This is a genomic window from Stenotrophomonas sp. TWI169, assembly GCF_039674705.1.
Classification (GTDB): Bacteria; Pseudomonadota; Gammaproteobacteria; order Xanthomonadales; family Xanthomonadaceae; genus Stenotrophomonas; species Stenotrophomonas maltophilia_P.
In genome coordinates this window covers 1-22,842 of record NZ_JBDJOB010000035.1, presented here as the reverse complement: position 1 = coordinate 22,842, position 22,842 = coordinate 1, and the positions used below count along the sequence as shown (strand labels likewise).

General features: G+C 67.7%; 20 protein-coding genes, 1 pseudogene and 1 riboswitch. Of the genes and pseudogenes, 13 read left to right on the top strand and 8 right to left on the bottom strand.

From position 1 onward, the window contains the following. Window positions 1–92: 92 nt before the first annotated feature. Window positions 93–464, bottom strand: a complete 372-nt coding sequence (gene pilH, locus ABE543_RS18085; protein ID WP_346475984.1) for a twitching motility response regulator PilH — start codon at window positions 462–464, stop codon at window positions 93–95. An 88-nt stretch (window positions 465–552) separates the two neighbouring features. Then, on the bottom strand, window positions 553–1,548 hold the full coding sequence (locus ABE543_RS18080; RefSeq protein ID WP_065182641.1) for a YhdH/YhfP family quinone oxidoreductase: 996 nt from the start codon (window positions 1,546–1,548) through the stop codon (window positions 553–555). 151 nt (window positions 1,549–1,699) lie between these two features. Here ABE543_RS18080 and hflK point away from each other — a divergent pair, with 151 nt between their 5' ends. The 6 genes and pseudogenes from hflK to ABE543_RS18050 all read left to right on the top strand — a co-directional run. Continuing rightward, a complete protein-coding gene (gene hflK, locus ABE543_RS18075; RefSeq protein ID WP_065182642.1) occupies window positions 1,700–2,833 on the top strand; it encodes an FtsH protease activity modulator HflK in 1,134 nt (377 codons plus the stop codon). Then, window positions 2,830–3,693, top strand: a complete 864-nt coding sequence (locus ABE543_RS18070) for a protease modulator HflC (RefSeq protein ID WP_053518623.1) — start codon at window positions 2,830–2,832, stop codon at window positions 3,691–3,693. Before hflK ends, ABE543_RS18070 begins: the two co-directional genes overlap by 4 nt. Before the next feature lie 65 nt (window positions 3,694–3,758). After that, window positions 3,759–3,944, top strand: coding sequence for a DUF2065 family protein (locus ABE543_RS18065; RefSeq protein WP_053518621.1), 186 nt, complete (start codon window positions 3,759–3,761; stop codon window positions 3,942–3,944). 276 nt (window positions 3,945–4,220) lie between these two features. Next, complete coding sequence (locus ABE543_RS18060; protein WP_053518619.1) at window positions 4,221–5,513, top strand: adenylosuccinate synthase; 1,293 nt, start codon at window positions 4,221–4,223, stop codon at window positions 5,511–5,513. A 150-nt stretch (window positions 5,514–5,663) separates the two neighbouring features. Continuing rightward, window positions 5,664–6,020: a hypothetical protein gene (locus tag ABE543_RS18055; protein ID WP_053518618.1), complete on the top strand. Its 357-nt coding sequence runs from the start codon at window positions 5,664–5,666 to the stop codon at window positions 6,018–6,020. A gap of 72 nt (window positions 6,021–6,092) precedes the next feature. Next, window positions 6,093–6,358: pseudogene (locus ABE543_RS18050) on the top strand (hypothetical protein); the annotation flags it as partial. A gap of 103 nt (window positions 6,359–6,461) precedes the next feature. Here ABE543_RS18050 and ABE543_RS18045 read toward each other — a convergent pair. Then, window positions 6,462–7,103 (bottom strand): M23 family metallopeptidase, encoded by a 642-nt coding sequence (locus ABE543_RS18045; protein WP_346475983.1) that lies wholly within the window; start codon window positions 7,101–7,103, stop codon window positions 6,462–6,464. Between the two features lie 4 nt (window positions 7,104–7,107). Then, on the bottom strand, window positions 7,108–8,067 hold the full coding sequence (locus tag ABE543_RS18040) for a L,D-transpeptidase family protein (RefSeq protein ID WP_346475982.1): 960 nt from the start codon (window positions 8,065–8,067) through the stop codon (window positions 7,108–7,110). Window positions 8,068–8,302: 235 nt separating this feature from the next. Here ABE543_RS18040 and ABE543_RS18035 point away from each other — a divergent pair, with 235 nt between their 5' ends. After that, a complete protein-coding gene (locus tag ABE543_RS18035; RefSeq protein ID WP_346475981.1) occupies window positions 8,303–10,429 on the top strand; it encodes a methyl-accepting chemotaxis protein in 2,127 nt (708 codons plus the stop codon). 55 nt (window positions 10,430–10,484) lie between these two features. Here ABE543_RS18035 and ABE543_RS18030 read toward each other — a convergent pair whose 3' ends face one another. Then, complete coding sequence (locus ABE543_RS18030; protein ID WP_128988004.1) at window positions 10,485–11,276, bottom strand: hypothetical protein; 792 nt, start codon at window positions 11,274–11,276, stop codon at window positions 10,485–10,487. Between the two features lie 108 nt (window positions 11,277–11,384). Here ABE543_RS18030 and ABE543_RS18025 point away from each other — a divergent pair, with 108 nt between their 5' ends. Then, window positions 11,385–12,176 (top strand): hypothetical protein, encoded by a 792-nt coding sequence (locus ABE543_RS18025; protein ID WP_262218597.1) that lies wholly within the window; start codon window positions 11,385–11,387, stop codon window positions 12,174–12,176. A gap of 100 nt (window positions 12,177–12,276) precedes the next feature. Here the strand turns inward: ABE543_RS18025 and ABE543_RS18020 are convergent, their stop codons facing one another. Both ABE543_RS18020 and ABE543_RS18015 read right to left on the bottom strand, forming a co-directional pair. Continuing rightward, window positions 12,277–12,699 (bottom strand): hypothetical protein, encoded by a 423-nt coding sequence (locus tag ABE543_RS18020; RefSeq protein WP_262218598.1) that lies wholly within the window; start codon window positions 12,697–12,699, stop codon window positions 12,277–12,279. Between the two features lie 35 nt (window positions 12,700–12,734). Further along, window positions 12,735–14,825: a catalase gene (locus ABE543_RS18015; RefSeq protein ID WP_346475980.1), complete on the bottom strand. Its 2,091-nt coding sequence runs from the start codon at window positions 14,823–14,825 to the stop codon at window positions 12,735–12,737. A 113-nt stretch (window positions 14,826–14,938) separates the two neighbouring features. On the opposite strand from ABE543_RS18015, the gene ABE543_RS18010 reads away from it, so the two are divergent. The 3 genes from ABE543_RS18010 (at window position 14,939) to ABE543_RS18000 (ending at window position 17,613) form a co-directional block, all read left to right on the top strand. Further along, window positions 14,939–15,649: an AraC family transcriptional regulator gene (locus ABE543_RS18010; protein WP_346475979.1), complete on the top strand. Its 711-nt coding sequence runs from the start codon at window positions 14,939–14,941 to the stop codon at window positions 15,647–15,649. Between the two features lie 82 nt (window positions 15,650–15,731). After that, window positions 15,732–17,102, top strand: a complete 1,371-nt coding sequence (locus tag ABE543_RS18005; protein WP_065174823.1) for an amino acid permease — start codon at window positions 15,732–15,734, stop codon at window positions 17,100–17,102. A 100-nt stretch (window positions 17,103–17,202) separates the two neighbouring features. Beyond that, complete coding sequence (locus ABE543_RS18000) at window positions 17,203–17,613, top strand: VOC family protein (RefSeq protein ID WP_053519027.1); 411 nt, start codon at window positions 17,203–17,205, stop codon at window positions 17,611–17,613. 83 nt (window positions 17,614–17,696) lie between these two features. On the opposite strand, the gene gcvP is transcribed toward ABE543_RS18000, so the two are convergent. Beyond that, window positions 17,697–20,564 carry an aminomethyl-transferring glycine dehydrogenase gene (gcvP, locus tag ABE543_RS17995; RefSeq protein ID WP_346475978.1) on the bottom strand — a complete coding sequence of 956 codons (2,868 nt, stop codon included), beginning with the start codon at window positions 20,562–20,564 and terminating at the stop codon, window positions 17,697–17,699. Window positions 20,565–20,626: 62 nt separating this feature from the next. Further along, a riboswitch (glycine riboswitch) is annotated at window positions 20,627–20,729 on the bottom strand. A gap of 301 nt (window positions 20,730–21,030) precedes the next feature. On the opposite strand from gcvP, the gene ABE543_RS17990 reads away from it, so the two are divergent. Further along, window positions 21,031–22,257, top strand: a complete 1,227-nt coding sequence (locus tag ABE543_RS17990) for a multidrug effflux MFS transporter (RefSeq protein WP_346475977.1) — start codon at window positions 21,031–21,033, stop codon at window positions 22,255–22,257. Between the two features lie 91 nt (window positions 22,258–22,348). Further along, window positions 22,349–22,741 carry a hypothetical protein gene (locus ABE543_RS17985; protein ID WP_053519021.1) on the top strand — a complete coding sequence of 131 codons (393 nt, stop codon included), beginning with the start codon at window positions 22,349–22,351 and terminating at the stop codon, window positions 22,739–22,741. Window positions 22,742–22,842 lie beyond the last annotated feature (101 nt).

Genomic DNA, 22,842 nt, shown 5'->3' with positions numbered 1-22,842 from the left:
CCCCAGTGTCGTCGCCCGCCCCCTGCCAGCCCCCCTCCTCCCCTTCTGCTCCGGCGGCCAGCGCCCCCCCGCTACCCGCGCATGCTGCGGCTTCAGCCCTGCCCGGCGAACACCCGCTCCAGCACCTCGGACAGCTCATCTTCCGAGAACGGTTTGGTGATGTAGGCCTTGGCGCCCTGGCGCATGCCCCACATACGGTCGGTGTCCTGGTCCTTGGTGGTCACCAGGATCACCGGGATGTGCCGGGTCGCCTCGTCGCGGGCGAGGGTGCGGGTCGCCTGGAAACCGTTGAGGTTGGGCATGACCACGTCCATCAGCACCAGATCGGGCAGCTCGGCACGGGCGGCTTCCACCCCGGCGGCGCCATCGGTGGCGGTCAGGATCTCGTGCCCGAGCTTCTCGACGATGCGCTGTATCCCCAACAGCTGCGACGGTGAGTCGTCGACGATCAGAATGCGTGCCATGTTGTTCCCCAGGTAATGCCCGCAGTGTAGTGCGGGCGGATTACCGGCGGGAGGGCGGCGCCTGCCGTCCGTCGCCTGCCTGCAACGTTCAGTCGATCCGTACCACCGTGCGTCCCAGCGAGCCGCCGGCCAGCATGCGCTCGAACACCTCCGGCAGCGCCTCCAGGCCGACTTCCGCCGTACAGATCTGCTGCAGATGCTGCGGTTTCCAGTCGTCGCCCAACCGCGCCCAAACGGTTTCGCGCAGGGCGCGTGGCGCGTTGGCCGAAGAAACGCCCAACAGCGATACGCCACGCAGGATGAAGGGCATCACCGTCATGTCCAGCTTCGGGCTGGCGGCGAGGCCCGCGCTGACCACGCTGCCGTAGGGCACGGTCTGCGCCAGCAGGCTGGCCAGCATGTCGCCGCCGGCATTGTCCAGGCCCCCGCCGAAGCGCCCGGTCTGCAACGGGCCGGTATCGGCCAACGCCTCGCGTGGCAGAACCTCGCTGGCGCCGATGTCGCGCAGGAAGCGGGCCTGCTCCGGCTTGCCGCTGATGGCGTGCACGGTATAGCCGGCGCGGCTGAAGATCGACAGCGCCAGGGCACCCACGCCACCGCTGGCGCCGGTCACCGCCAGCGGGCCCAGATCCGGGGTCTGCCGATTGTCCTGCAGGCGCAGCAGCGCCAACGCGGCGGTGAAACCGGCCGTGCCCAGCACCATCGCCTCGCGCGGGCTGAGCCCGGGCGGCTGCGCGATCACCGCACTCGACTCCAGCCGCACGTACTGGCTGTAGCCGCCGTCGCGGGTTTCGCTCAGGCCGCAGCCGGTGGCCAGCACGGCGTCGCCCTCGCGCCAGGCGGGGTCGGTGGAGGCCACGACCGTGCCGGCCACATCGATGCCGCCCACCAGCGGGAAGCGGCGCAGGATCCGGCCCTTGCCGGTGCCGGCCAGGGCGTCCTTGTAATTGACCGAGGACCACCGGGCGCGGATCAGCACCTGCCCGGGGTTGAGGTCGTCGACCCCCAGCCGGGTCAGTCCGCTGCGGTAGCCGGCGTCGTCGCTTTCGATGCGGAAGGCGGTGAACGGGGTGGTGGGGACCATCGGCGTGCCTGACTTCGAGGAAAACGCCACCTTACCCCGTTCGCCCCCTTTCGATCCTGCCGATCCGCCCCATCTTGTATGATCGGTGATGGTTCACGGCTGGCGCCGCGGGAAGGGCCCGCGCCGCAGCCCATATCTTGATGGAGCGTGCATGGCCTGGAATACACCCGGCGGCAACAAGGGCGGACAAGGCCCCGAGGACAATCGACGCGGGCCGTTCGGGTCGCGCGGCGGTGGCAATGGTGGTGGCTGGGGCGGGCTGCCCGGGCCGTTGAAGGATCTGTTCGATGGCGGCATCGTCCGCTGGGTGGTGGCAGCCCTGGTGCTGCTGGTGCTGTTCTCCAGCTTCCAGCTGATCGGCGAGCAGCAGCGTGGCGTGGTGCTGCGCTTCGGCCAGTTCTCGCGCATCCTGCAGCCCGGACCGAACTTCAAGCTGCCGTGGCCGATCGAGTCGGTCACCAAGGTCAACGCGACCGAGATCAAGACCTTCTCGATCCAGGTTCCGGTGCTGACCCGCGATGAGAACATCGTCAACGTGTCGTTGAACGTCCAGTACCGCATCGATGATCCGCAGCAGTACCTGTTCGGCACGGTCGATGCCAACCAGGTGCTGGAACAGTCCGCCCAGAGTGCCGTGCGCGAGGAAGTCGGCCGTGCCGATCTCAACGCCGTGCTGAACAACCGTGGACCGCTGGCCGCGGCTGCCGAGGAGCGCCTGCAGGCGCTGCTGCGCGCGTTCAAGACCGGCCTGACCGTCACTGGCCTGACCCTGCAGGACGCCCGTCCGCCGGAGGAAGTGAAGCCGGCCTTCGACGAGGTCAACGGTGCGCAGCAGGTCAAGGAACGCCTGATCAACGAAGCCCAGGCCTACGCCGCCAAGGTCGTGCCGGAAGCACGAGGCCAGGCCTCGCGCGCCCGTACCACCGCCGAAGGCTACAAGCAGGCCGTGGTGTCCAAGGCCGAGGGTGATGCGCAGCGCTTCAGCCTGCTGCAGGCCCAGTACAAGGATGCGCCGGACGTGACCCGCAAGCGCCTTTGGCTGGAAACGGTGCAGCAGGTGCTGAGCGAGAACCGCAAGGTGATCGGTGGCGATGGCCGCCAGCTGATCTACGTGCCGATGACCGGCGATACCCGTCCTGCGACGTCGGCCGCCGGCGTGCCGAATCCGGACGTGGTGATGCCTTCGTTGCCGGGTACCACGGCGGCGGAACCTTCCCGTGACCCGGGCCGGCCCACGGGCCGCCCGACCGGGCGACCGAGCGGCCGTGAGGAGGGCAGCCGATGAAGAGTCCAATCTGGATCGCCGTGATCGTGGCGGTGGTGCTGGGCCTGCTGGGCTCGGTGTACGTGGTCCGCGAGGACCAGACCGCCATGGTCCTGAACCTGGGCAAGGTGGTGCGCTCGGACATCAAGCCGGGCCTGCACTTCAAGCTGCCGATCGTGGAAACGGTGAAGGTCTTCGACCGCCGCTTCCAGGTGCTTGATACCGCCCCTGCGCGTTACTTCACCGCCGAGCAGAAGGACGTCAGCGTCGACTTCTTCGCGATCGGCTACATCTCCAACGTGGGTGACTACTTCCGTGCCACCGGCGGCGATCCGCGCATCGCCAATGCCCGCCTGGCACCGATCATCACCGACTCGCTGCGCAACCAGATCAACTCGCGCACCCTGCAGCAGCTGGTGTCCGGCGACCGCAGCGAGCTGATCGCCGAGCAGCTGAAGGGCATCAACGAGGCGGTGGCGGGGCTGGGCATGCAGATGATCGATCTGCGCATCAAGCAGGTCGATCTGCCGACCGACAGCCAGGTCATCAACGACGTGTATGAGCGCATGCGCGCCCAGCGCAAGCAGGAGGCTGCCAAGCTGCGCGCCGAAGGCGAAGAACAGTCGCTGACGATCCGCGCCCAGGCCGACCGCGACAGCACCGTGTTGATCGCCGAAGCCGAGCGTGATGCCCAGCGCCTGCGCGGTGAAGGTGATGCCGATGCCGCGCGCATCTATGGCAAGGCCGGTTCTGCCGATCCGGCGTTCTACGCCTTCTACCGCAGCCTGGAGGCCTACCGTGGCTCCATGACCGATGGCAACGGCGTGATCGTGCTCGACAAGAACGACCCGTTCCTGCAGTACCTCAAGAGCGATCGCTGAGGTCGCACGCACTACCCACGGGGCCCGGCCAGATGCCGGGCCCCGTGCCATTTCTGGAGTTCCCGATGAAAGACCTGTTCGCGGCCGTGTGCCTGGTCGCGGTGCTGGAAGGCCTGTTCCTGTTCGCGGCCCCGCTGGCCTGGAAGCGCATGGCCGAGCGCCTGCTGGACCTGCCTGGACCGGCCCTGCGCAGCTTTGGCGGCCTGATCCTGCTGGCCGGCCTGAGCCTGCTGTGGTGGGCACGGCATTAGCAGCGGGTCATATTCCTTTCCGCAGGAAAGGGATCTGACCCCGTTTCGGGCCCCTGACCGCTGGGTGAAGCCGTCCGTCGGAAAGGTGGCACCCGACCCCGGAAACCCGGATAATGCACAAAAGCCGGACGGGCCTCCCCCGTTCGGCTTTTTCCGTGTCTGGGCCATCCATCGCCGGCGGCTCCCCGTTTGGAGCCGCCACCACCGCGCTGGCCACCCCCGCCACGGTTTACCCGTCCGCGGCCCCGATGGCCGCAACAAATCGAGGAGCCCGTCATGGGTCAGTCTGTCGTAGTGTTGGGTGCCCAGTGGGGCGATGAAGGCAAGGGCAAGATCGTCGATCTGCTCACTGAGGAAATCGGCGCGGTCGTGCGCTTCCAGGGCGGCCACAATGCCGGCCACACGCTGGTCATCAACGGCAAGAAGACCGTCCTGCACCTGATCCCGTCCGGCATCCTGCGCGACGACGCACTGTGCCTGATCGGCAACGGCGTGGTGATCTCGCCGGCCGCGCTGCAGAAGGAAATCGCCGAGCTGGAAACCTCCGGCGTGGAAGTGCGTTCGCGCCTGAAGATCTCCCCGGCCGCGCCGCTGATCATGCCGTACCACATCGCCCTGGACCAGGCGCGCGAACGCGCTGCCGGCGGCAAGGCGATCGGCACCACCGGGCGTGGCATCGGCCCGGCCTACGAAGACAAGGTGGCACGTCGCGGCATCCGCATTGCCGACCTGCATTACCCCAAGCAGCTGGAAGAACTCCTGCGCACCGCGCTGGATTACCACAACTTCGTGCTGACCAAGTACCTCAACACCGACGCGATCGACTTCCAGAAGACCTACGACGAGGCACTGGCCTTCGGCGAGTACGTCGAGCCGATGAAGTCCGACGTTGCCGGCATCCTGCACGACCTGCGCAAGCAGGGTAAGCGCGTGCTGTTCGAAGGTGCGCAGGGCGCGCTGCTGGACATCGACCACGGCACCTATCCGTACGTCACCAGCTCCAACACCACCGTCGGCGGCGCACTGGCCGGCGCCGGCGTGGGTGCCGATGCGATCGACTACGTGCTGGGCATCGCCAAGGCCTATGCCACCCGCGTCGGCGGCGGTCCGTTCCCGACCGAACTGGACGATGAGATCGGCCAGGGCATCCGCGACCGCGGTGCCGAGTACGGCGCCTCGACCGGCCGTCCGCGTCGCTGCGGCTGGATGGATATCGTCGCGCTCAAGCGCGCCGTGGCCATCAACGGCATCAGCGGCCTGTGCATCACCAAGCTGGACGTGCTGGACGGCATGGAGAAGCTGAAGGTCTGCATCGCCTACGAATACCGCGGCAAGCGTACCGAGTACGCGCCGCTGGACGCGCAGGGCTGGGAAGAGTGCACCCCGGTGTACCTGGAGTTCCCGGGCTGGAGCGAGAACACCCACGGCATCACCCAATGGGATGACCTGCCGCCGGCCGCGCGCGCCTACCTGCGTTCGCTGGAGGAGCTGGCGGGCTGCCCGATCAGCATCGTCTCGACCGGCCCCGATCGCGACCACACCATGGTCCTGCAGGATCCGTTCGCCTGAGGTAGCGCCGGGCCATGTCCGGCGTGGTGGTAACGCTGTTCAATTGAAAAAAGAGCGCCGCGACTCCCTGTGGGGTCGCGGCGCTTCAGTTTGGGCCGGTTTCATCTGTCGGCGGTTGCGCTGTCAAGTGCAGCCACGGAAGCCGACATCATGACCGCTCGCAAGACCCCGCCGTTCCATGTTGTTGAGCCCATCAACGACGACGCCAATCCCGCCGACGATCTCAGCACGTTCCAGGGCTGCCTCACCCGCATCCGTGATGGCGAGGGCTCCGATGGCATGTTGTGGCCGGAGGAGAACCTGTCCGACGGACGACGTCAGTCCTTGGCGCGGATCGACCGTGCGGCCGTGGGCATCCTCACCGCGGTGGAGATGCTGCATGCGGCCAACCGTTGCGCCACCACGGCGACGCCGCGCAGGCACCTGGACGAAGGTGGGGTGGAAGGGCTGTTCTTCGCCTGCCGCGAACTTGCCGAGCCGGTCTGCAGAGAAGTCAGGCCGGCCTGACCCCCTTCCGCATGTGCGATGCCTGGCCTCGCCATCTGGCGAGGTATCGGGTGGGTTCACGCGCTTCAGACTGACTTCCACGCTGGCGCGCGTTCGGACGTGCCGGGCTCCGGCATCACCCGCGCGCTGGAATCGGTTGAGTCCGCTGGAATTGCCGCCTCGTACTTCGGCTATGGGCGCGGCGACGCACGTCCGCGCGGGCGTTCCTGGCTGCGGCTGACCGTGCTGGAGGTCTGTGGCCGTTCTTCTTCTGGCAGCCCCTGGCACTGCTGTTACTGCTTGCTGGTGGCGGGCTGGCGACCGCCAGCATCGCGCTGCGGCGGTGGCGACGCCGGTAGCGCCGGGCCATGCCCGGCGGGGTACTTGTCAGATACCCAATACGGCTAGGATCGTGCCCAAATCGGGCATCACTGCGACTGGCTCTGCCACGCGGCACACGCGCTACCCTCCCGCCTGCAACAGCGGGTAGGGATTGATCGATTCCCCCTTCCACCACTGCTTCTCCGGCCCCAGCACGTGCACTTCGAAATGCAGGTGCGGGGCCTCGGCGCTGGCGTTGCCGGTGCTGCCTACGTAGCCAATCACCTCGCCACGCTTGATCACCTGCTTTTCGGCCAGGCCATCGGCATAGCGTTGCAGGTGGGCGTAGTAGTAGCACCAGTGCCCGCTCGGCTCGAACTGGTAGATCGTCAGCCCCCCACGCTTGCTGTCGAACAGCTTTTCCACCGTCCCATCGGCCACTGCCAGCACCGGAGTTCCTGCGTCGGCCATGATGTCGATTGCATCATGCACGCGCCCTTCGCTGCGGGCATCGGTGAAGGTATCGCGCAGCTGCGAAGGCAGTACGCCCTGCACCGGCAGCAGCAGGCCGCTTGCCGCATCGGTGGCGCTGGACGGCGGCACCGCCGTGGGAGCCGCAGCGCCCACACGCGGCGTCGCAGCCGCAACCTCCGGCGCCCCAGCCACCGCAGGTGGTGCTGCAGGCCGGGCAACCGCTACTGGCTCACCCGCATCGCGGCGCAGCCACCAGCCCATTCCCACACCCACCAGCACGCCCAGCACGATCAACTGCGAAAGTCGCATCGGCTCACTCCTGCATCACCACGGGGACGGAGGTATCCACCGCATCGGCCACGCGCAGTGCATCCCAGTTGGTCATGCGCACGCAGCCATGCGATTCGGTCTTGCCGACATGCCCGGGTACCGGCGTTCCGTGCAGACCATAGTGGGGTTTGGACAGATCGATCCAGACCCGGCCGACCGGATTGTTCGGACCGGGCGGCAGCATGGCCTTCTTCTCGCCTTTGCGCGCATCCCAGAACAGCTTGGGGTTGTAGTGGAACGGCGGGTCGCGATGGACGCCGAGAATCTTCCATTCACCGATCGGCAGCGGATCGTGCTGGCTGCCGGACGAAACCGGCACCTGTGCGATCACCTTGCCCTGCGCATCCAGCAACTGAAGAGTGGAATCGGACTTGTCGACCACGATCTTCGCCGCCTTCGGCAATGCCGCGGGGGCGATGTTGGGCACCTGGATACGGCTGCCGGCCTTGGCCAGATCGACGCCGGGGTTGAGCAACTTCAGAAGGGCAGGGGACGCGTGGAAGCGTTCACCGAGCGCTTCCTCGACGCTGCTGTAACCCAGCGACTTCAGCTTTGCCTGTGCGGCGGGTTTCTTGGGAATGGACTGGAACGGACCGGCAACATCCTCGGCCGTCAGCGTGTAGCTGGCCAGCGGCGCGATCGTCTCGGCCTGGAGAGCCTCCCAGGTGCTGTCGTCCAGCTCTCCGCTCACCGTCAGGCCGTGTGCCGCCTGGAAGCCGGCCACGGCCCGATGCTGGTTACTGCCGACTTCACCGTCGATCTCGCCCGGGGAGAAATTGGCGCGATCCAGCAACACTTGGGCGTGCAGCGGCGAGCGGGCTGCTGTATCGGGTCCGGCCTTCTCGGCAATGGGCTCCGGCAGCTGGGCCGGCGGCGGTACCTGCGCGAAGGCGGGCGACACCAGCAAGGACAGGGCGAGCAGGGCGGGGCGGTACACGGGCATGGAGATCTCCGGCAGATGGCAGCTCCACCCTGCCCGCAGAGGCTGCGCAGCCTCCGTGAAAGCAACCTGATGCCGGCATGAGCAGGGCTGCCCCGGCGTGGCTCAGGCCCTTGTCGCAGAAGTACGGGGCGGGGCCTCACCAAGGTGAACGGCTGCCGACGCCCGTGCATGTTGCCGATCAAGATTGCCGGTGGCGCGGCCGATACGGGCGCATCCCCCCGTTTTGGATGTACCCATGGATTACTTGAGGAATGTCAGGGTTGCCTGGCGTCTTGGGCTGGGCTTTGGCCTGTTGCTGCTGCTGGTCGCCGCCGTGGTGGCCACCGGCGCCACCGCCAGTGTCGTGCAGAAGCGCGCGATGCAGCAGGTAGTCGACGTCAGTGTGGCCAAGGTGCGCCTGCTGTCGCAGATGCTCGATGCCAACAACCAGATGATGGTAGTGCGCCGCGAAATGCTGATCCGCCAGGGCGAAGACCGCGGCAGCGACGAGAAGCGCATCGCCGACCTGGTCAAGCGCTACGAGGCGGATTGGTCCGCCTACCAGGCCCTGCCAGGCGATGCCGAGGGCAAGGCCATCGCTGAAACCATCGCGGCCAAGCGCGCCCTTGCGCGCCCGCTCAACAAGCAGACCAGCGAACTGATGGAGCAGGGCGACTACCCCGCTGCCGTGGCACTGACCCTGGGGCCGGTGCAGGACGCGGCCAACGGCTGGAACAAGGCGTTGTCCGATGGCGTCGATTTCGAAGAGAAGGAAAGCCGCGAGGCCGCCGCCGAGGCGATCCGCCTGGGTGAACGGAGTCTGCTGCAGTTGCTGGTGCTGGGAGGCGTGGCCCTGCTGGTCGGCATCGCCGCCTCGGTGATGATCGGTCGCAGCCTGACCGGTCCGCTGGCACGCGCGGTGAACCTGGCCGAGCGCCTGTCCAAGGGCCAGCTGGACCAGGAATTCCGCCTCGGCGGCCGTGACGAGCTGACCCGGCTGGGCGAGGCGATGGCCAGCGTGCGGCAGAGCGTGCAGGCCGCCATCGGGGCGCAGATGCACATGGCCGAGCAGCACGAGGCGGGTGCGATCCGCTACCGCATGGACGCCAGCGCGTTTCCGGGCGATTTCGGGCGCATGGTGCAGGCCACCAACAGCCTGGTGGAATCACACGTGCAGGTGGAACTGCTGATGGCCGAGGTCATGCAGCGCTATGCCATCGGCGACCTCAGCCGCGACCTTCCGGACTATCCCGGCGAGAAGGGTACGCTGACCCGCACCCTGGCCGCAGTGAAACAGAGCCTGCTGGCAGTCAACACCCAGATTGACGACCTGGTCCGCGCGGCGCGCGCCGGAGATTTCAGCGTGCGTGGGGATGCCAGTGCGTTCCAGTATCAGTTCAGGGCGATGGTCGAGCAGCTCAACGGCATGATGGCCAGTTCGCAGGCCAGCATCGCCGACGTCTCCGATGTGCTGCGCGCGGTCTCCGGGGGCGACCTCACTGCGCGCATGGACGGTCACTACGACGGCGTGTTCGCCCGCATGCGCGACGATGCCAACACCACCACGGCCCAGCTGACCGGCATCGTGCGCGGCATCCAGGACGCTGCCGACAGCATCAACACTGCCGCGCAGGAGCTCGCCGCCGGCAACAGCGACCTGTCGCGCCGTACCGAACAGCAGGCCGCCAACCTGGAAGAAGCGGCGGCATCAATGGAAGAACTGACCTCGACCGTCCGCCAGAATGCCGAGCTGGCCCGCCAGGCCGACAGCGAGGCACACGCTGCCGGCGCGGCGGTGCGGGCCACCGAACAGGCAATGGCACAGATGGCGTCTGTGATGGGAGAGATCGATCAGTCCTCGGCGCGCATCTCGGAAATCTCCACGGTCATCGATGGCATCGCCTTCCAGACCAACATCCTGGCCTTGAACGCTGCGGTGGAAGCTGCCCGCGCGGGTGAGCAGGGCCGCGGCTTTGCCGTGGTCGCCAGTGAAGTGCGCACGCTGGCGCAGCGTGCGGGCATCGCCGCCAAGGAGATCAAGGAACTCATCGAAGAGGCGGCAGGCAAGGTGCAGAGCGGTCTGGCGGTTACGGTCGAGTCGGAAGCGGCCATTGCCCGCTTGGCACAGGCCAGCGCACGCACCAACCAGCTGATGAGTGACATCGCTGCGGCGAGCAAGGAACAGGCGGCCGGCATCGAACAGGTCAATCAGGTGGTGGTGCAGATGGATCAGGTGACCCAGCAGAATGCCGCACTGGTGGAAGAAGCCACTGCCGCCAGCCGCGCGCTGGAAGAGCAGGCCAATGCGCTGACCGCGTCGGTCGCGGTGTTCCATATCGAGCAGAGCGGTGCAGTCCGCACGGTGGCAGCACGCGCGGCCTGACCGTCGGCAGCCGCCTGAAGGCACGGGCCGCCACGTGTTCGCGCGTGGTGGCCGGTCAGTCCTGCATGCGGCGGATGCGGCCGTCCTCGATCTTCCAGATCACGTCCTTACCCGTGGAGACGTACAGCGGCGAGCGGGCCCACAGGCTCCAGAACACATGGATCTCGGTCGGTGTCGGGTCCTGCAGATGGGTGATGAACATCGCCGCACCGGGTGGCGCACGCTTCAGCTGGATGCAGCTGTGGGTGAAGGCGCGGCGGGAGACGATCCGACCGTGGGCGATGTCGAGACGATGCGTGCCGCCCAGCGGAACTACGGCAGGATCGGTGGTGGCGGGCAGCAGGTAGACCGTCCACGCATCGGCGGCCGTACCGGGCGCCGGAAGAACCACGCTGTTGTAGGTCTGCGCGCAGGCGTCGAAGGCGCTGTTCAACGCCAGCGCCCGTGCGGCGGCAGCGCCGGCCTGGTAGGTCGTTGGCGCCGCTGGAACATCCAGAGTCTCGGTTGCGCCGGTCATCCTTCCCTGCGCGTCGGTGGCGGCCCGATACAGGACCACTGCGCCGTCGCCGATCATGCTGACTTCGTAGTGGCTGCCGCGCTGTTCGGTTATCCAGCCCCTTACCCGGGTGTCGCCGCGCATGCCCTGTTCGAGCAGGGCGTCAGTTGCGCGCTCGGCCGCCAGGTCGTGCTCGAACATCTGCCGGCCACGCGCTTCAGCCTGTGCGACGGCCTGCGCGGTACCCACATCGTCCGCTGGGGCGGCGGGAGCCCGCGCATTGCCGGAAACGGCCGGTGACGCGGCGCACAGCCACGCCAGCAGCCCCAACATGCCAGTCCATCGTTTCATGGCCCTTTCCTCCGCTCTGCGCCCTGCGGCACCGTGGAGTATGCCGCAGGCCGGTGGTCTACCGCGCGCCACCTTTTTCGGCGATGCTCGCTGAAAAGGGGAGCGGGCATGGACAACAGGGAACCGGAAGGGACCTATGGCGATGTGCCGCGGGTGCAGGGCATCGAGGTGGCTGCGGCGCCACCGGAGCCGGAAGCAGCGACCGACTGGTCGATGCTGCCGCTGACCCGTGGTGATGATGACTCGGCGGTGATGCAGGCGCTGTCCCGCATGCGCCGTGAGCCGGCACTGCTGTTCACCACTGCCTATCTGCTGGTGTCGCTGCTGGGGCTGTGGTGCAGCTTCTGGTTCTACCGGGGATTCGAGCTGTCGATTCTGGATTACCTGCAGCCCAGCGATTTCCTGGTGGCCGGCATCCGTGACCCGGCCTATGCACTGCTGCTGGCTGCGGGCGTGCTGCTGGTGCTGCTGGTGAGCTGGCCGGAAACGCTACGGATGCGCAATGCGGCCAAGCTCGAGCAACTGCGCGCACGCAACTGGGCATGGCGGGCGGTGCTCATGCGCTCGGTACTGACCAGCTGGGAGGGCGTAGGTCTGCGGCCGCTGACGGCGATGACCCTGGCCGTGGCCGCTTTCATGGCCATCGGCGCGGCCAACTACGTGCAGGTGCGGGGGCAGCAGATCCGCAACGAGGGACGTGGGGAAGTGATCCGCCTGCAGTTGAACGGCGACGCGGCGCCCTTGCCCGGCACCGCGCGCCTGCTGGGCTCCAGCAGCGCATTCCTGTTCGTCTGGTGGCCGCAGCAGCGACGGGCCGAAGCGATTCCGATCGCTGCGGTGCGCAAGCTGCAGGCGGTGGCCGTGGCGGCACCCGCGCCCAAGGGCCGGGCCGCCGATTGACTGAGCCGTGGCGCCGCCGGGTGCTGATGCTGCCCGGCGTGCGCCACGTCACCGTGCAGGGCCGCAGGCATCGTGTGCCCGCTGCGCTGCCGGGTGCATCTCAACCGCCTGCGCGGGTGCGCGCCGCCTTCTTCGCGGCGGTCGAGCGTGCCGCCTTCTTTGCCGCCCGGGTTGCCGCTGCCTTCTTTGCGGCTGCACTGCGCGTGCTGGCGGTGGACTTCTTCGCGGGCGCTTTCTTCGCGGCAGTCTTCTTTGCGGCCTTCTTCGCCGGTGCTTTTCCCGCAGTGCTCTTCGTTGCGGCCTTCTTTGCCGGTGCCTTCTTCGCCGCCTTCTTCGCAGTCTTCTTGGCGCCCTTGCGGGCACTGCCACTGCGCTTGCCTCCGCCATCCTGCTTGTTCACGGTGGCCCACGCGATGCGTTCGGCGGTGCTTTCACTGGCACCACGCTCGCGCTCGCTTTCCTCGATGTGTTCAGCCTGGCGCTTCTGCTTGTCGGTATAGGCGGATTTGTCTCCACGGGGCATGACACGTCTCCTTGCAGGCGATGGGGGCGAGGCGGTCAGGCCAGTTGCCGCAGCTTCGGTTCGCGGGCCCACTGGCGGGTGGCGGCGACGGTGAGGAAAGCGCCGGCATCGCCCGCGTCGACGATGCCTGCATCCTTGCCCACGCGCGCCGCCTTGAGCAGCACCCGGCCTCCTTCATCGCTGCCGATGGCCTTCAGGTGTGCCCACGCGGTGCTGGCAAATTCCAGCCCCGCACTGTCGCTGGACAGCCGCTTGCCGGCCTCCTCGCTGAGCACGATCGCGACCGCATCGAACACCGCCGATGGAGTCCCCGCCAGTTGCCCGTCGGCCGCTTGCAGCTTGCCGTTGCTCAGGGTGGCGCCGCCCACCTTGGGAGCCACCAGCTTCACCGCCGCGCCGGCCTTCTCGGCGGCCTTGCGCAGGCTGCTGATGACACCGGCATCGGAGCCTTCATCAAACAGGATGCCGATGCAGCGCCCTTGCAGGGTGGGTTTGTTGCGGCCAATCACGCGGACTTCCGGTGCGGGGGGCATGTCCTGTGCCGGCGTAGCAGTGGGCGCCGGGTCGGGCAGGGCGGGCAGCGCCAGTCCTTCCGCCACCCGCTGCGCGAGGGTTTCGTCGATGTTGCGCAGGTGGCTGACGGTACGCACCCGCACCTTCAGCGTTTCCACCTTGGACAGCTCGAACACCAGCGCCGAGGCCAGATGGGCCTGCTCGGGTGCTTCCAGGCTGCGGAAGAACATCCGTGCCTGGCTGTAATGGTCGGCGAAGCTCTCGGCACGCGTGCGCCCCTTGCGGCCGTCATCCGCGCTGGCATGGCTGCGGAATCCGGCCGGTGTCTCGCGCGGGCTGTCGTCCTCCAGCGAACTGGGGTCGTAGGCCACGCGGCCCTTGGGCACCTGCATCTGCATATGTCCATCGCGCTGGTGGTTGGCAAACGGGCACTTCGGCGCATTCACCGGGATCTGGTGGAAGTTGGGTCCGCCCAGGCGGATCAGCTGGGTATCCAGGTAGGAGAACAGCCGGCCCTGCAGCAGCGGGTCGTTGCTGAAGTCGATGCCGGGCGGCACGTTGGCCGGGCAGAAGGCCACCTGCTCGGTTTCGGCGAAGAAGTTGTCCGGCCAGCGGTCCAGCACCATGCGCCCGATCACCTTCAGCGGCACCAGTGATTCGGGAATGATCTTGGTCGGGTCCAGGTGATCGAACGGAAATGCGTCGGCTTCCTCTTCCGTGAACAGCTGCACCGCCAGTTCCCATTCGGGGAAGTCGCCACGCTCGATCGCCTCGAACAGGTCGCGCCGATGGAAATCGTTGTCCGCGGCCTGCAGCTTCAACGCCTCGTCCCACACCGTGGACTGGATGCCCAGCTTCGGCCGCCAGTGGAATTTGACGAAGGTGGAGTCGCCGGCCTCGTTCAACAGGCGGAAGCTGTGCACGCCGAAGCCTTCGATCATGCGCAGCGAGCGCGGAATGGCGCGGTCGCTCATCGCCCACATGATCATGTGCATCGATTCGGGCATCAACGAAATGAAGTCCCAGAACGTGTCGTGCGCGCTCGCTGCCTGCGGGAACGCGCGGTCCGGTTCCATCTTCACCGCATGCACCAGGTCGGGAAACTTCATTGCGTCCTGGATGAAGAACACCGGGATGTTGTTGCCCACCAGGTCCCAGTTGCCTTCAGGGGTGTAGAACTTCACCGCGAAACCCCGCACGTCGCGGGGGGTGTCGACCGACCCGGCACCGCCGGCCACGGTGGAAAAGCGGGTGAACACCGGAGTCTTCTTTCCGACTTCGCCAAGGATGCGTGCACGGGTGTACTTGGCCAGCGAGTGAGTGAGTTCGAAATAGCCGTGGGCGGCGCTGCCGCGGGCATGCACGATGCGCTCCGGGATGCGCTCATGGTCGAAGTGGGTGATCTTCTCGCGGAGGATGAAATCCTCCAGCAGGGTGGGGCCTCGTGGGCCCTGGCGCAGCGAGTTCTGGTTGTCGGCGACGGGGATGCCCTGGGCCGTGGTCATCGGGGGGTGCGTGCCGCTGGCGTGCAGGTGCAGTTCGTCGCCGTCGCCACGGCGATGGTCGGGGGAGGGGGCGGGTGCGCGCTTGCCGGTGGGCTTGCTGGCGGCCATGGGTCCAGGTCCTGTAGCGGGGAAGTCAACCTCTACCCTCGCGCGCCAGACGTTAAGCCCCGGTCCCGCGCAGGTGATCGCGCGGACAAGGGCGCCTCGGCTATGCTTGGCGCATGCGAGTCGAGCCTGCCGACATCGAAGCCCTGTTCGACGCCATCCCGGACGTGCTGTTCTTCATAAAGGACCGCCAGGGCCGTTACACCCACGTCAACCAGACCATGCTGCGGCGGCTGGGCCTGCGCGCGCGCAAGGACGTGATCGGGCGTACCGCGGCCGAGATCTACCCGACCGGCCTCAGTGCGGACTACGTCGACCAGGACGCACGCGTGCTGTCCGGCGAGGTGATCGAGAACCTGATGGAGCTGCACCTGTTCGCCAACCGCGAGCCGGGCTGGTGCCTGACCTGCAAGCGGCCGCTGGTGGTCGACGGCAGCATCGAGGGCCTGATCGGCATCTCGCGCGACCTGGGCCAGAAGGACAGCCTGGGCACCCAGTACGAGCAGCTGCGGCTGGCCCTGGCCCATCTCAACGCGCACTACGCCGAGAACGTGCGCATGCAGACGTTGCTGGACATCACCGGGTTCTCGCTGTCCAAGCTGGAGCGCAGCTTCCGCAAGGTGTTCCAGATGACCCCGCAGCAGGTGCTGACGCGGCTGCGGATCCAGATGGCCATGCATCTGCTGCATGGCGACGACAGCATCGCCTGCATCGGCCAGGCCTGCGGGTTCAGTGACCAGAGCGCGTTCACCCGCAAGTTCAAGGCCGAAACCGGTTTCTCGCCGCGCGCCTACCGCGCCCGTATCGGCGAGCCGGCGCAGGCCTGAGCGGCCTGCTGCACTGTGCCTATCCCCACAGGCGCGGGACAGGGTAAGGTGACGCCCCTGTAGCCGCCGCCCACTCCTGCCGATGCCCGCCAGCCCCGTTACGCCTGCCTCGCCCTCCCGCCTGGGCCATTCGCTCAAGCCACGCCAGCTGATCATGATGGGGTTGGGCAGCGCCATCGGCGCGGGCCTGTTCCTGGGGTCCGGTGTGGGCGTACAGGCGGCCGGCCCGGCGGTGCTGGTGTCGTACCTGGTGGCCGGCGCACTGGTGATCATCGTGATGAACGCACTGGGCGAAATGGCGGCGGCCAAGCCGACCAGCGGCGCGTTCTCGGTCTATGCCGCCGACGCCATGGGCGCCACGGCAGGGGCGACTGTCGGCTGGCTCTGGTGGGTACAGCTGGTGATCGTGATCGCCGCCGAGGCCGTGGGAGCGGCGGGCCTGCTGGCCACGGTCTGGCCGGCCATTCCGGTGCCGATGGCCGCCCTGGCGTTCATGCTGTTCTTCACCGCGATCAACCTGCTGGGGGTCAGGAATTTCGGTGAGTTCGAGTTCTGGTTCGCCATTCTCAAGGTGGTGGCGATCCTGGCGTTCATCGCCATCGGTTTCGCGCTGCTGATGGGCTGGCTACCGCAGGTGACCTCTCCGGGACTGAGCAACTTCACCGCACACGGCGGTTTTGCACCGCAGGGCCTGGCCGGTATCGGCGCAGCCCTGCTGGTGGTGGTGTTCGCCTTCGGCGGCACCGAGATCGTGGCCGTTGCCGCGGCCGAGACCGAGGATCCCGAGCGCAGCATCGCCCGCGCCATCCGCACCGTGGCCTGGCGCATCCTGGTGTTCTACATCGGCTCGCTGAGCGTGATCATCGCCGTGGTGCCGTGGACCAGCGAAGCGCTGAAGTCGCCGTTCGCCGCGGTGCTGGATGCGGCCCGCATTCCGGGGGCGGGCACGGCCATCACGCTGATCGCAGTGATCGCCCTGCTGTCGGCCCTCAACGCCAACCTCTACGGCGCGTCGCGGATGATGTATTCGCTGGCGCAGCGCCGCGAGGCACCGGCCGTGCTGGGCTGGACCGACCCGCGGCAGGTGCCGGTGATCGCCGTTCTGGCCAGCGTACTGTTCGGGTTTGCCGCGACGGTGATGGAACTGCTGTTCCCGGACAAGGTGCTGCCGGTACTGCTGAACATCGTCGGCTCGACCTGCCTGCTGGTGTGGACGCTGTCGCTGCTTTCTCAACTGGTGCTGCGCCGCCGTGCGGACCGCCTCGGCTCGCGCCTGCCGTTCCGCATGGCCGGTTTCCCGTGGCTGACCTGCTGCGCCCTGGCGATCCTGGCACTGATCTTCGGCCTGCTGCTGAGCGAGGCGCATACGCGCCTGCAGTTCCTGTCGATGGTGGCCCTGACCGCCACGATCGCGGCCGGCAGTGCGATCGCGCGCCGCATGCGCGAGGCCTGATCCGTACAGCCGAGCGTGGGCTTGGCTCTACAGCGGGCATACATTCTGCGTGCCATCCTGTTCGCGGGGCCGTCATCGGCCCGCTGAACTGGAGCACCCCATGCTGCGCAGTCGTCCGTTCCTGATGTTCACCGGCCAGGCCGAGGCGGCCCTGGCCCTGTACGCCGAGGCGTTCGCCGATTTCCGGCTGCTTGCCCTGCAACGCCATCCCGACGGCGCAGGGGCGGGAGTGCCCGGCCAGGTGCGGCAGGCGACCTTCATGCTCGGCGGCACCAACTATCTGTGCTTCGACAGCCTGGATGTGCACGACTTCACCTTCAGTCCGTCGATCTCGCTGTTCGTCGAGTGCGGTGGCGCCGAACAGTTCGAGCGCGCGGCGCGCGTGCTGGGCGAGGGCGGGCACTGGCTGATGCCGGTGGGCGACTACGATTTCAGCAACCGCTACGGCTGGGTGCAGGACCGGTTCGGTGTGTCCTGGCAGTTGAGCCTGGGGCAGATGCCGGATCCGTGATCGGTTCAGCCGCTGCGCTCGCCGGGCATGGCCCGGCGCTACCGTAAACGAAAACGGCCCGCTTGCGCGGGCCGTTCCGTCAATCACGCTTCGACTTCATCGTCCTTGTAGGCGTCGACCGGGATGCAGGCGCACATCACGTTCTTGTCGCCGTAGACGTTGTCGACGCGGGCCACCGGCGGCCAGTACTTCTGCAGCTTCAGGCTGGGCAGCGGGAAGGCGGCCAGCTCGCGCGGGTAGGCGTGGGTCCACTCGCTGGCCGTCACCGCGGTGGCGGTGTGCGGCGCGTTCTTCAGCGGATTGTCCTCGCGGTCCAGGCGGCCATCCTCGATCGCACGGATTTCCTCGCGGATCTGGATCATGGCATCGATGAAGCGGTCCAGCTCATGCAGCGACTCGCTTTCGGTGGGCTCGACCATCAGCGTGCCGGCCACCGGGAAGCTCAGCGTCGGCGCGTGGAAGCCGAAGTCGATCAGGCGCTTGGCCACGTCCTCGGCGCCGATGCCGCTGCTCTTCTCCAGCGGGCGCACATCGAGGATGCACTCATGCGCCACCAGGCCGTTGCGGCCGGTGTACAGCGTCCTGAAGTGCGGCGCCAGGCGCTTGGCGATGTAGTTGGCATTGAGCTGCGCGACCTGGGTCGCCTTGCGCAGGCCCTCGCGGCCCATCATCGCGATGTACATCCAGCTGATCGGCAGGATCGAGGCGCTGCCGAAGCTGGCGGCGCTGACCATGCCGACGGGGCCGTTGTCACCCAGCTTACCCGGCAGGAACGGGGCCAGGTGCGCCTTGACCGCGCACGGGCCGACGCCCGGGCCGCCGCCGCCGTGCGGGATGCAGAAGGTCTTGTGCAGGTTCAGGTGGGAAACGTCCGAACCCCACTTGCCCGGCTTGGCCACGCCGACCAGGGCGTTCATGTTGGCACCGTCGGTGTACACCTGGCCGCCGTGCTTGTGGATGATCTCGCAGATCTCGACCACCTCCTCCTCGAAGACGCCGTGCGTGGACGGGTAGGTCATCATGATCGCGGCCAGGCGGTCGCTGTACTTCTCGGCGTTGAGGCGGATGTCCTCGACATCGACGTTGCCGTTGGCATCGGTCTTGGTGACCACCACCTTCATGCCGCACATCTGTGCCGAGGCCGGGTTGGTACCGTGGGCCGAATCCGGAATCAGGCAGATGTCGCGATGCTCCTCACCACGCGAGCGGTGGTAGGCGCGGATCGCCAGCAGGCCGGCGTACTCGCCCTGTGCACCCGAGTTCGGCTGCAGGCTGACCGCATCGTAGCCGGTGCATTCGACCAGCATCGCTTCCAGCGACTCGATCAGTTCCTTGTAGCCCAGCGCCTGGTCGGCCGGCACCAGCGGATGGATCTGCGAGAACTCCGGCCAGGTCACCGGGATCATCTCGGCGGTGGCGTTGAGCTTCATGGTGCACGAGCCCAGCGGGATCATCGTGCGGTCCATCGCCAGGTCCTTGTCGGCCAGTGAACGCAGGTAGCGCAGCAGTTCGTGCTCGCTGTGGTGCGTGTTGAACACCGGATGGGTCAGGAACGCGGACTGGCGCAGCAGCCCGGCCGGCAGCGCGTCGGCGGTGCTGGCATCCAGTGCATCGACATCGGCTTGGGCACCGAAGACGGCGGCCAGCGCGACCACATCGGCGCGGGTGGCGGTCTCGTCCAGGCTGATGCCGACCGAGTAGCTGTCGATCGCGCGCAGGTTGTAGCCGGCGGCGCGCGCCTTGGCGTGGATCTCATCGGCGCGCACACCGGTGACGTGCAGGGTGTCGAAGAAGTCGCCAGCAACCTGCACGCCGGCCTTGCGCAGTGCGGCGGCCAGGATCGCGGCCAGGCGGTGCGTGCGGCGGGCGATGCGGGTCAGGCCTTCCGGACCGTGGTAGACGGCGTACATCGAGGCCATCACCGCCAGCAGGACCTGTGCGGTACAGATGTTGGAGGTGGCCTTCTCGCGGCGGATATGCTGCTCGCGGGTCTGCAGGGTCAGGCGGTAGGCCGGGTTGCCCTGCGCATCGATCGAGACGCCGATCAGGCGGCCGGGCATCGAGCGCTTGTAGGCATCGCGGCAGGCCATGAACGCCGCGTGCGGGCCACCGAAGCCGAACGGCACGCCGAAACGCTGGCTGTTGCCGACCACGATGTCCGCGCCCCATTCGCCCGGTGCGGCGAGCAGGGTCAGCGCCAGCAGATCGGTGGCCACGGCGACCAGGCCGCCGCGTGCATGCACGGCCTCGACCAGTGCCCGGTAGTCGGCCACCTGGCCGAACGTATCCGGGTACTGCAGCAGCACGCCGAAGCTGTCCGCTTCCAGCGCTTCGGCCGGGGTGCCGACGCGCAGCACGATGCCCATGGGCTCGGCGCGGGTGCGCAGCAGCTCCAGGGTCTGCGGGTGCACGGCATCGTGCACGAAGAAGGTGTCCGACTTCGACTTGGCCGAACGCTTGGCCAGGGTCATCGCTTCGGCCGCTGCGGTGGCTTCGTCCAGCAGCGAGGCGTTGGCGATCTCCATGCCGGTCAGGTCGGCGCACAGGGTCTGGAAGTTGATCAGCGCTTCCATGCGGCCCTGCGAGATCTCTGCCTGGTACGGGGTGTAGGCGGTGTACCAGGCCGGGTTTTCCAGGATGTTGCGCAGGATCACGTTCGGCGTGTGGGTGCCGTAATACCCCTGGCCGATGAAGCTGCGCAGCACGGTGTTCTTGTCGGCGATCGCGCGGATCTTCGCCAGCGCCTCCACTTCGGTGATCGACTCCGGCAGCGCCAGCGCTGCCGGCGACTTGATCTTGGCCGGCACGATGGCATCGGTCATCGCATCCAGCGACGCGTGGCCGACGACGTCGAGCATCTGCGCGATCTCGGCGTCGTTGGGGCCGATATGACGCTCGACGAACGCACTGTGGTGCTCGAGCTCACGCAGGGAAGGGGTGTTCTGGGACATGGCGAAGGATCCGTCAGGAAAGGGCACACGCACGGGCACAGGCCGCCGGATGGCGGGCTGCGGGGCGCCCCTCTGTCCTTTTGCCTGAGAGTTTGGAAGCGCGGCTGGCCGCAGCTTCGTGCCCCTTCGGCGCCGGATCGAACCGGTCTCTCCAGAGTTGTGTTGCGGGTGGTATCGGGCCTGAGCGATTACGGGCGTTGCGCCTTCGGCAGCGGTGTTCCGCTTCTCCCACCGTGTTGCCCGCCGATTATAGCCGGTTATGGCCTGCTGCCGGGGCCGCCCGGGCAGCGCCGGCGCCTGAATGGCCGATGGCCCGGGGCGTCCGTTTTGTGCGGTGCTGCATGGCATCGGGCGCATTCCCCGCCTATCATGGGCGGATACCCGAATTCATCTGGCGCCGTCCCTGCTGCAGCGGGACCGGCGCCCGCCGTGCGTGCCGCGCATGGCCTTGCCGGACACCGTTCACATGACCGCCGCTGTTGCTCCGTCCACCCGTCGCATGGCCCTGCTGCTCGCGGGCCTGGCCATGTTCGGCCCGTTCTCCATCGACACCATTTTCCCGGCCTTCCCGCAGCTGGCCCAGCGCCTGGCGGTGGATGAGGTGGCCGTCCAGCAGACCATCAGCGTCTACCTGCTGTTCTATGGCCTGATGAGCCTGGCGCACGGGCCGCTGTCCGATGCCTGGGGCCGCAAGCGGGTGATTCTCGGCGGCCTGGTGGTGTTTGCCGGGGCCTCGGTCGGCTGCGCGCTGTCCACTGACCTGCCGACCCTGCTGGCGTTCCGCGCGCTGCAGGGCCTGTCGGCGGGCGTGGGCATGATCGTCGGCCGCGCGGTGATCCGTGACCTGTACCACGGCCATGACGCCCAGAGGTTGATGAGCCAGGTCTCGATGCTGTTCGGCATCGCGCCGGCCATCGCCCCGATCATCGGTGGCTGGATTCTGCTCAGCGGTGCCGGCTGGCCGCTGATCTTCTGGTTCCTCGTGGTGTTCTCGCTGCTGCTGCTGGTGGCCACCGCGCGCTTCCTGCCGGAAACGCATCCGCCGGAGGCGCGGGTACCGCTGTCGCCGCGCGCACTGCTGCGTGACTATGTGCGCATCGGCTTCAACCCGCGTTTCCTGCGCCTGGCACTTGCCGGCAGCATCGGCTTCGGCGGCATTTTCCTGTACATCGCGTCCGCGCCGGTGTTCGTGATGCAGCACCTGCATCTGGGCGAAGGCGACTTCGCCTGGCTGTTCATTCCCACCATCGGTGGCATGACGGCCGGCGCGTTCCTGTCCGGGCGCATGGCCGGGCACACCACGCCGACCCGGCAGGTGACCATCGGCTTCTCCCTGTGCGCGCTGTCGACACTGCTCAACGTCGGCTACGTGGTGCTGGCGCCGCAGTTCGCGCTGCCGTGGGCGGTACTGCCCATTCTCCTGGGCGGCATGGGCATGGCGCTGATCTTCCCGATCCTGGCGCTGGCCGTGCTCGACATGTATCCGCACCAGCGCGGCCTGGCCTCGTCGCTGCAGGCCTTCGCGCAGCTGATGGTCAGCACCGTGGTGGCCGGCGTCGTGTCGCCCCTGCTCAGTGCCAGCCCGCTGCATCTGGCGCTGGGCCAGGCCGGCTTCTTCGCCGCCGGGTTTGTGTTCTGGTACTGGGAACACCGCCGTGAGCGCGCAGTGCAGGCCGTGGCCACGGGCCTCTGACCGGCCGCAGGGGCGGTGGCGGGCGACCCGTGAAGCGGCGCAACGGGCGGGGTGCGCTATCCTTGCGCCCCCCCGTAGCGATGCCGCCCCCATGTCCACCACCTCCAAGACCCGTCGCGACCAGCGCCGCCGCCAGGAAGAGAAGGCTGCCAACAAGGCCGCTGCCCAGACTTCGCCGGTGGAGCCGCATGCCGAACTGCGCGATGCGCAGCGCACGCTGCTGGCAGGTGTCGTGCGCCGCGATGGAGAGTGGGTGCTGGGCATGGATGGCCGTATCGCCGGGCATAGCGAGAGCGCCGCGCAGGTGCTGGCGTTGATCATGCAGGCCGGTGAACTGCACGAGCGCAACGGTACGCCGGTGCGTCTGATGTATTCCGACGCGCTGCGTGATGCCGCGCAGGCCGAGGCCAGGGAGAAGGGCCAGACCTTCGAGGAATACAAGGCCGAGCTGGCCGCCGCGATGGCGGCGAAGAAGAACAGCTGACCCGTGTGGGTAGCGCCGGGCCCAGCCCCGCGAGCGCCGCGGGGCGATCAAGGCCGCCGGGCATGGCCCGGCGCCCCCGGAACGAAAGGGGGGGCTCCGGC

Excerpts from the sequence above, each read along its gene's own strand:
- pilH (WP_346475984.1), bottom strand. The coding sequence starts at position 464 with ATGGCACGCATTCTGATCGTCGACGACTCACCGTCGCAGCTGTTGGGG.
- ABE543_RS18080 (WP_065182641.1), bottom strand. The coding sequence starts at position 1,548 with ATGGTCCCCACCACCCCGTTCACCGCCTTCCGCATCGAAAGCGACGAC.
- hflK (WP_065182642.1), top strand. The coding sequence starts at position 1,700 with ATGGCCTGGAATACACCCGGCGGCAACAAGGGCGGACAAGGCCCCGAG.
- ABE543_RS18070 (WP_053518623.1), top strand. The coding sequence starts at position 2,830 with ATGAAGAGTCCAATCTGGATCGCCGTGATCGTGGCGGTGGTGCTGGGC.
- ABE543_RS18065 (WP_053518621.1), top strand. The coding sequence starts at position 3,759 with ATGAAAGACCTGTTCGCGGCCGTGTGCCTGGTCGCGGTGCTGGAAGGC.
- ABE543_RS18060 (WP_053518619.1), top strand. The coding sequence starts at position 4,221 with ATGGGTCAGTCTGTCGTAGTGTTGGGTGCCCAGTGGGGCGATGAAGGC.
- ABE543_RS18055 (WP_053518618.1), top strand. The coding sequence starts at position 5,664 with ATGACCGCTCGCAAGACCCCGCCGTTCCATGTTGTTGAGCCCATCAAC.
- ABE543_RS18045 (WP_346475983.1), bottom strand. The coding sequence starts at position 7,103 with ATGCGACTTTCGCAGTTGATCGTGCTGGGCGTGCTGGTGGGTGTGGGA.
- ABE543_RS18040 (WP_346475982.1), bottom strand. The coding sequence starts at position 8,067 with ATGCCCGTGTACCGCCCCGCCCTGCTCGCCCTGTCCTTGCTGGTGTCG.
- ABE543_RS18035 (WP_346475981.1), top strand. The coding sequence starts at position 8,303 with ATGGATTACTTGAGGAATGTCAGGGTTGCCTGGCGTCTTGGGCTGGGC.
- ABE543_RS18030 (WP_128988004.1), bottom strand. The coding sequence starts at position 11,276 with ATGAAACGATGGACTGGCATGTTGGGGCTGCTGGCGTGGCTGTGCGCC.
- ABE543_RS18025 (WP_262218597.1), top strand. The coding sequence starts at position 11,385 with ATGGACAACAGGGAACCGGAAGGGACCTATGGCGATGTGCCGCGGGTG.
- ABE543_RS18020 (WP_262218598.1), bottom strand. The coding sequence starts at position 12,699 with ATGCCCCGTGGAGACAAATCCGCCTATACCGACAAGCAGAAGCGCCAG.
- ABE543_RS18015 (WP_346475980.1), bottom strand. The coding sequence starts at position 14,825 with ATGGCCGCCAGCAAGCCCACCGGCAAGCGCGCACCCGCCCCCTCCCCC.
- ABE543_RS18010 (WP_346475979.1), top strand. The coding sequence starts at position 14,939 with ATGCGAGTCGAGCCTGCCGACATCGAAGCCCTGTTCGACGCCATCCCG.
- ABE543_RS18005 (WP_065174823.1), top strand. The coding sequence starts at position 15,732 with ATGCCCGCCAGCCCCGTTACGCCTGCCTCGCCCTCCCGCCTGGGCCAT.
- ABE543_RS18000 (WP_053519027.1), top strand. The coding sequence starts at position 17,203 with ATGCTGCGCAGTCGTCCGTTCCTGATGTTCACCGGCCAGGCCGAGGCG.
- gcvP (WP_346475978.1), bottom strand. The coding sequence starts at position 20,564 with ATGTCCCAGAACACCCCTTCCCTGCGTGAGCTCGAGCACCACAGTGCG.
- ABE543_RS17990 (WP_346475977.1), top strand. The coding sequence starts at position 21,031 with ATGACCGCCGCTGTTGCTCCGTCCACCCGTCGCATGGCCCTGCTGCTC.
- ABE543_RS17985 (WP_053519021.1), top strand. The coding sequence starts at position 22,349 with ATGTCCACCACCTCCAAGACCCGTCGCGACCAGCGCCGCCGCCAGGAA.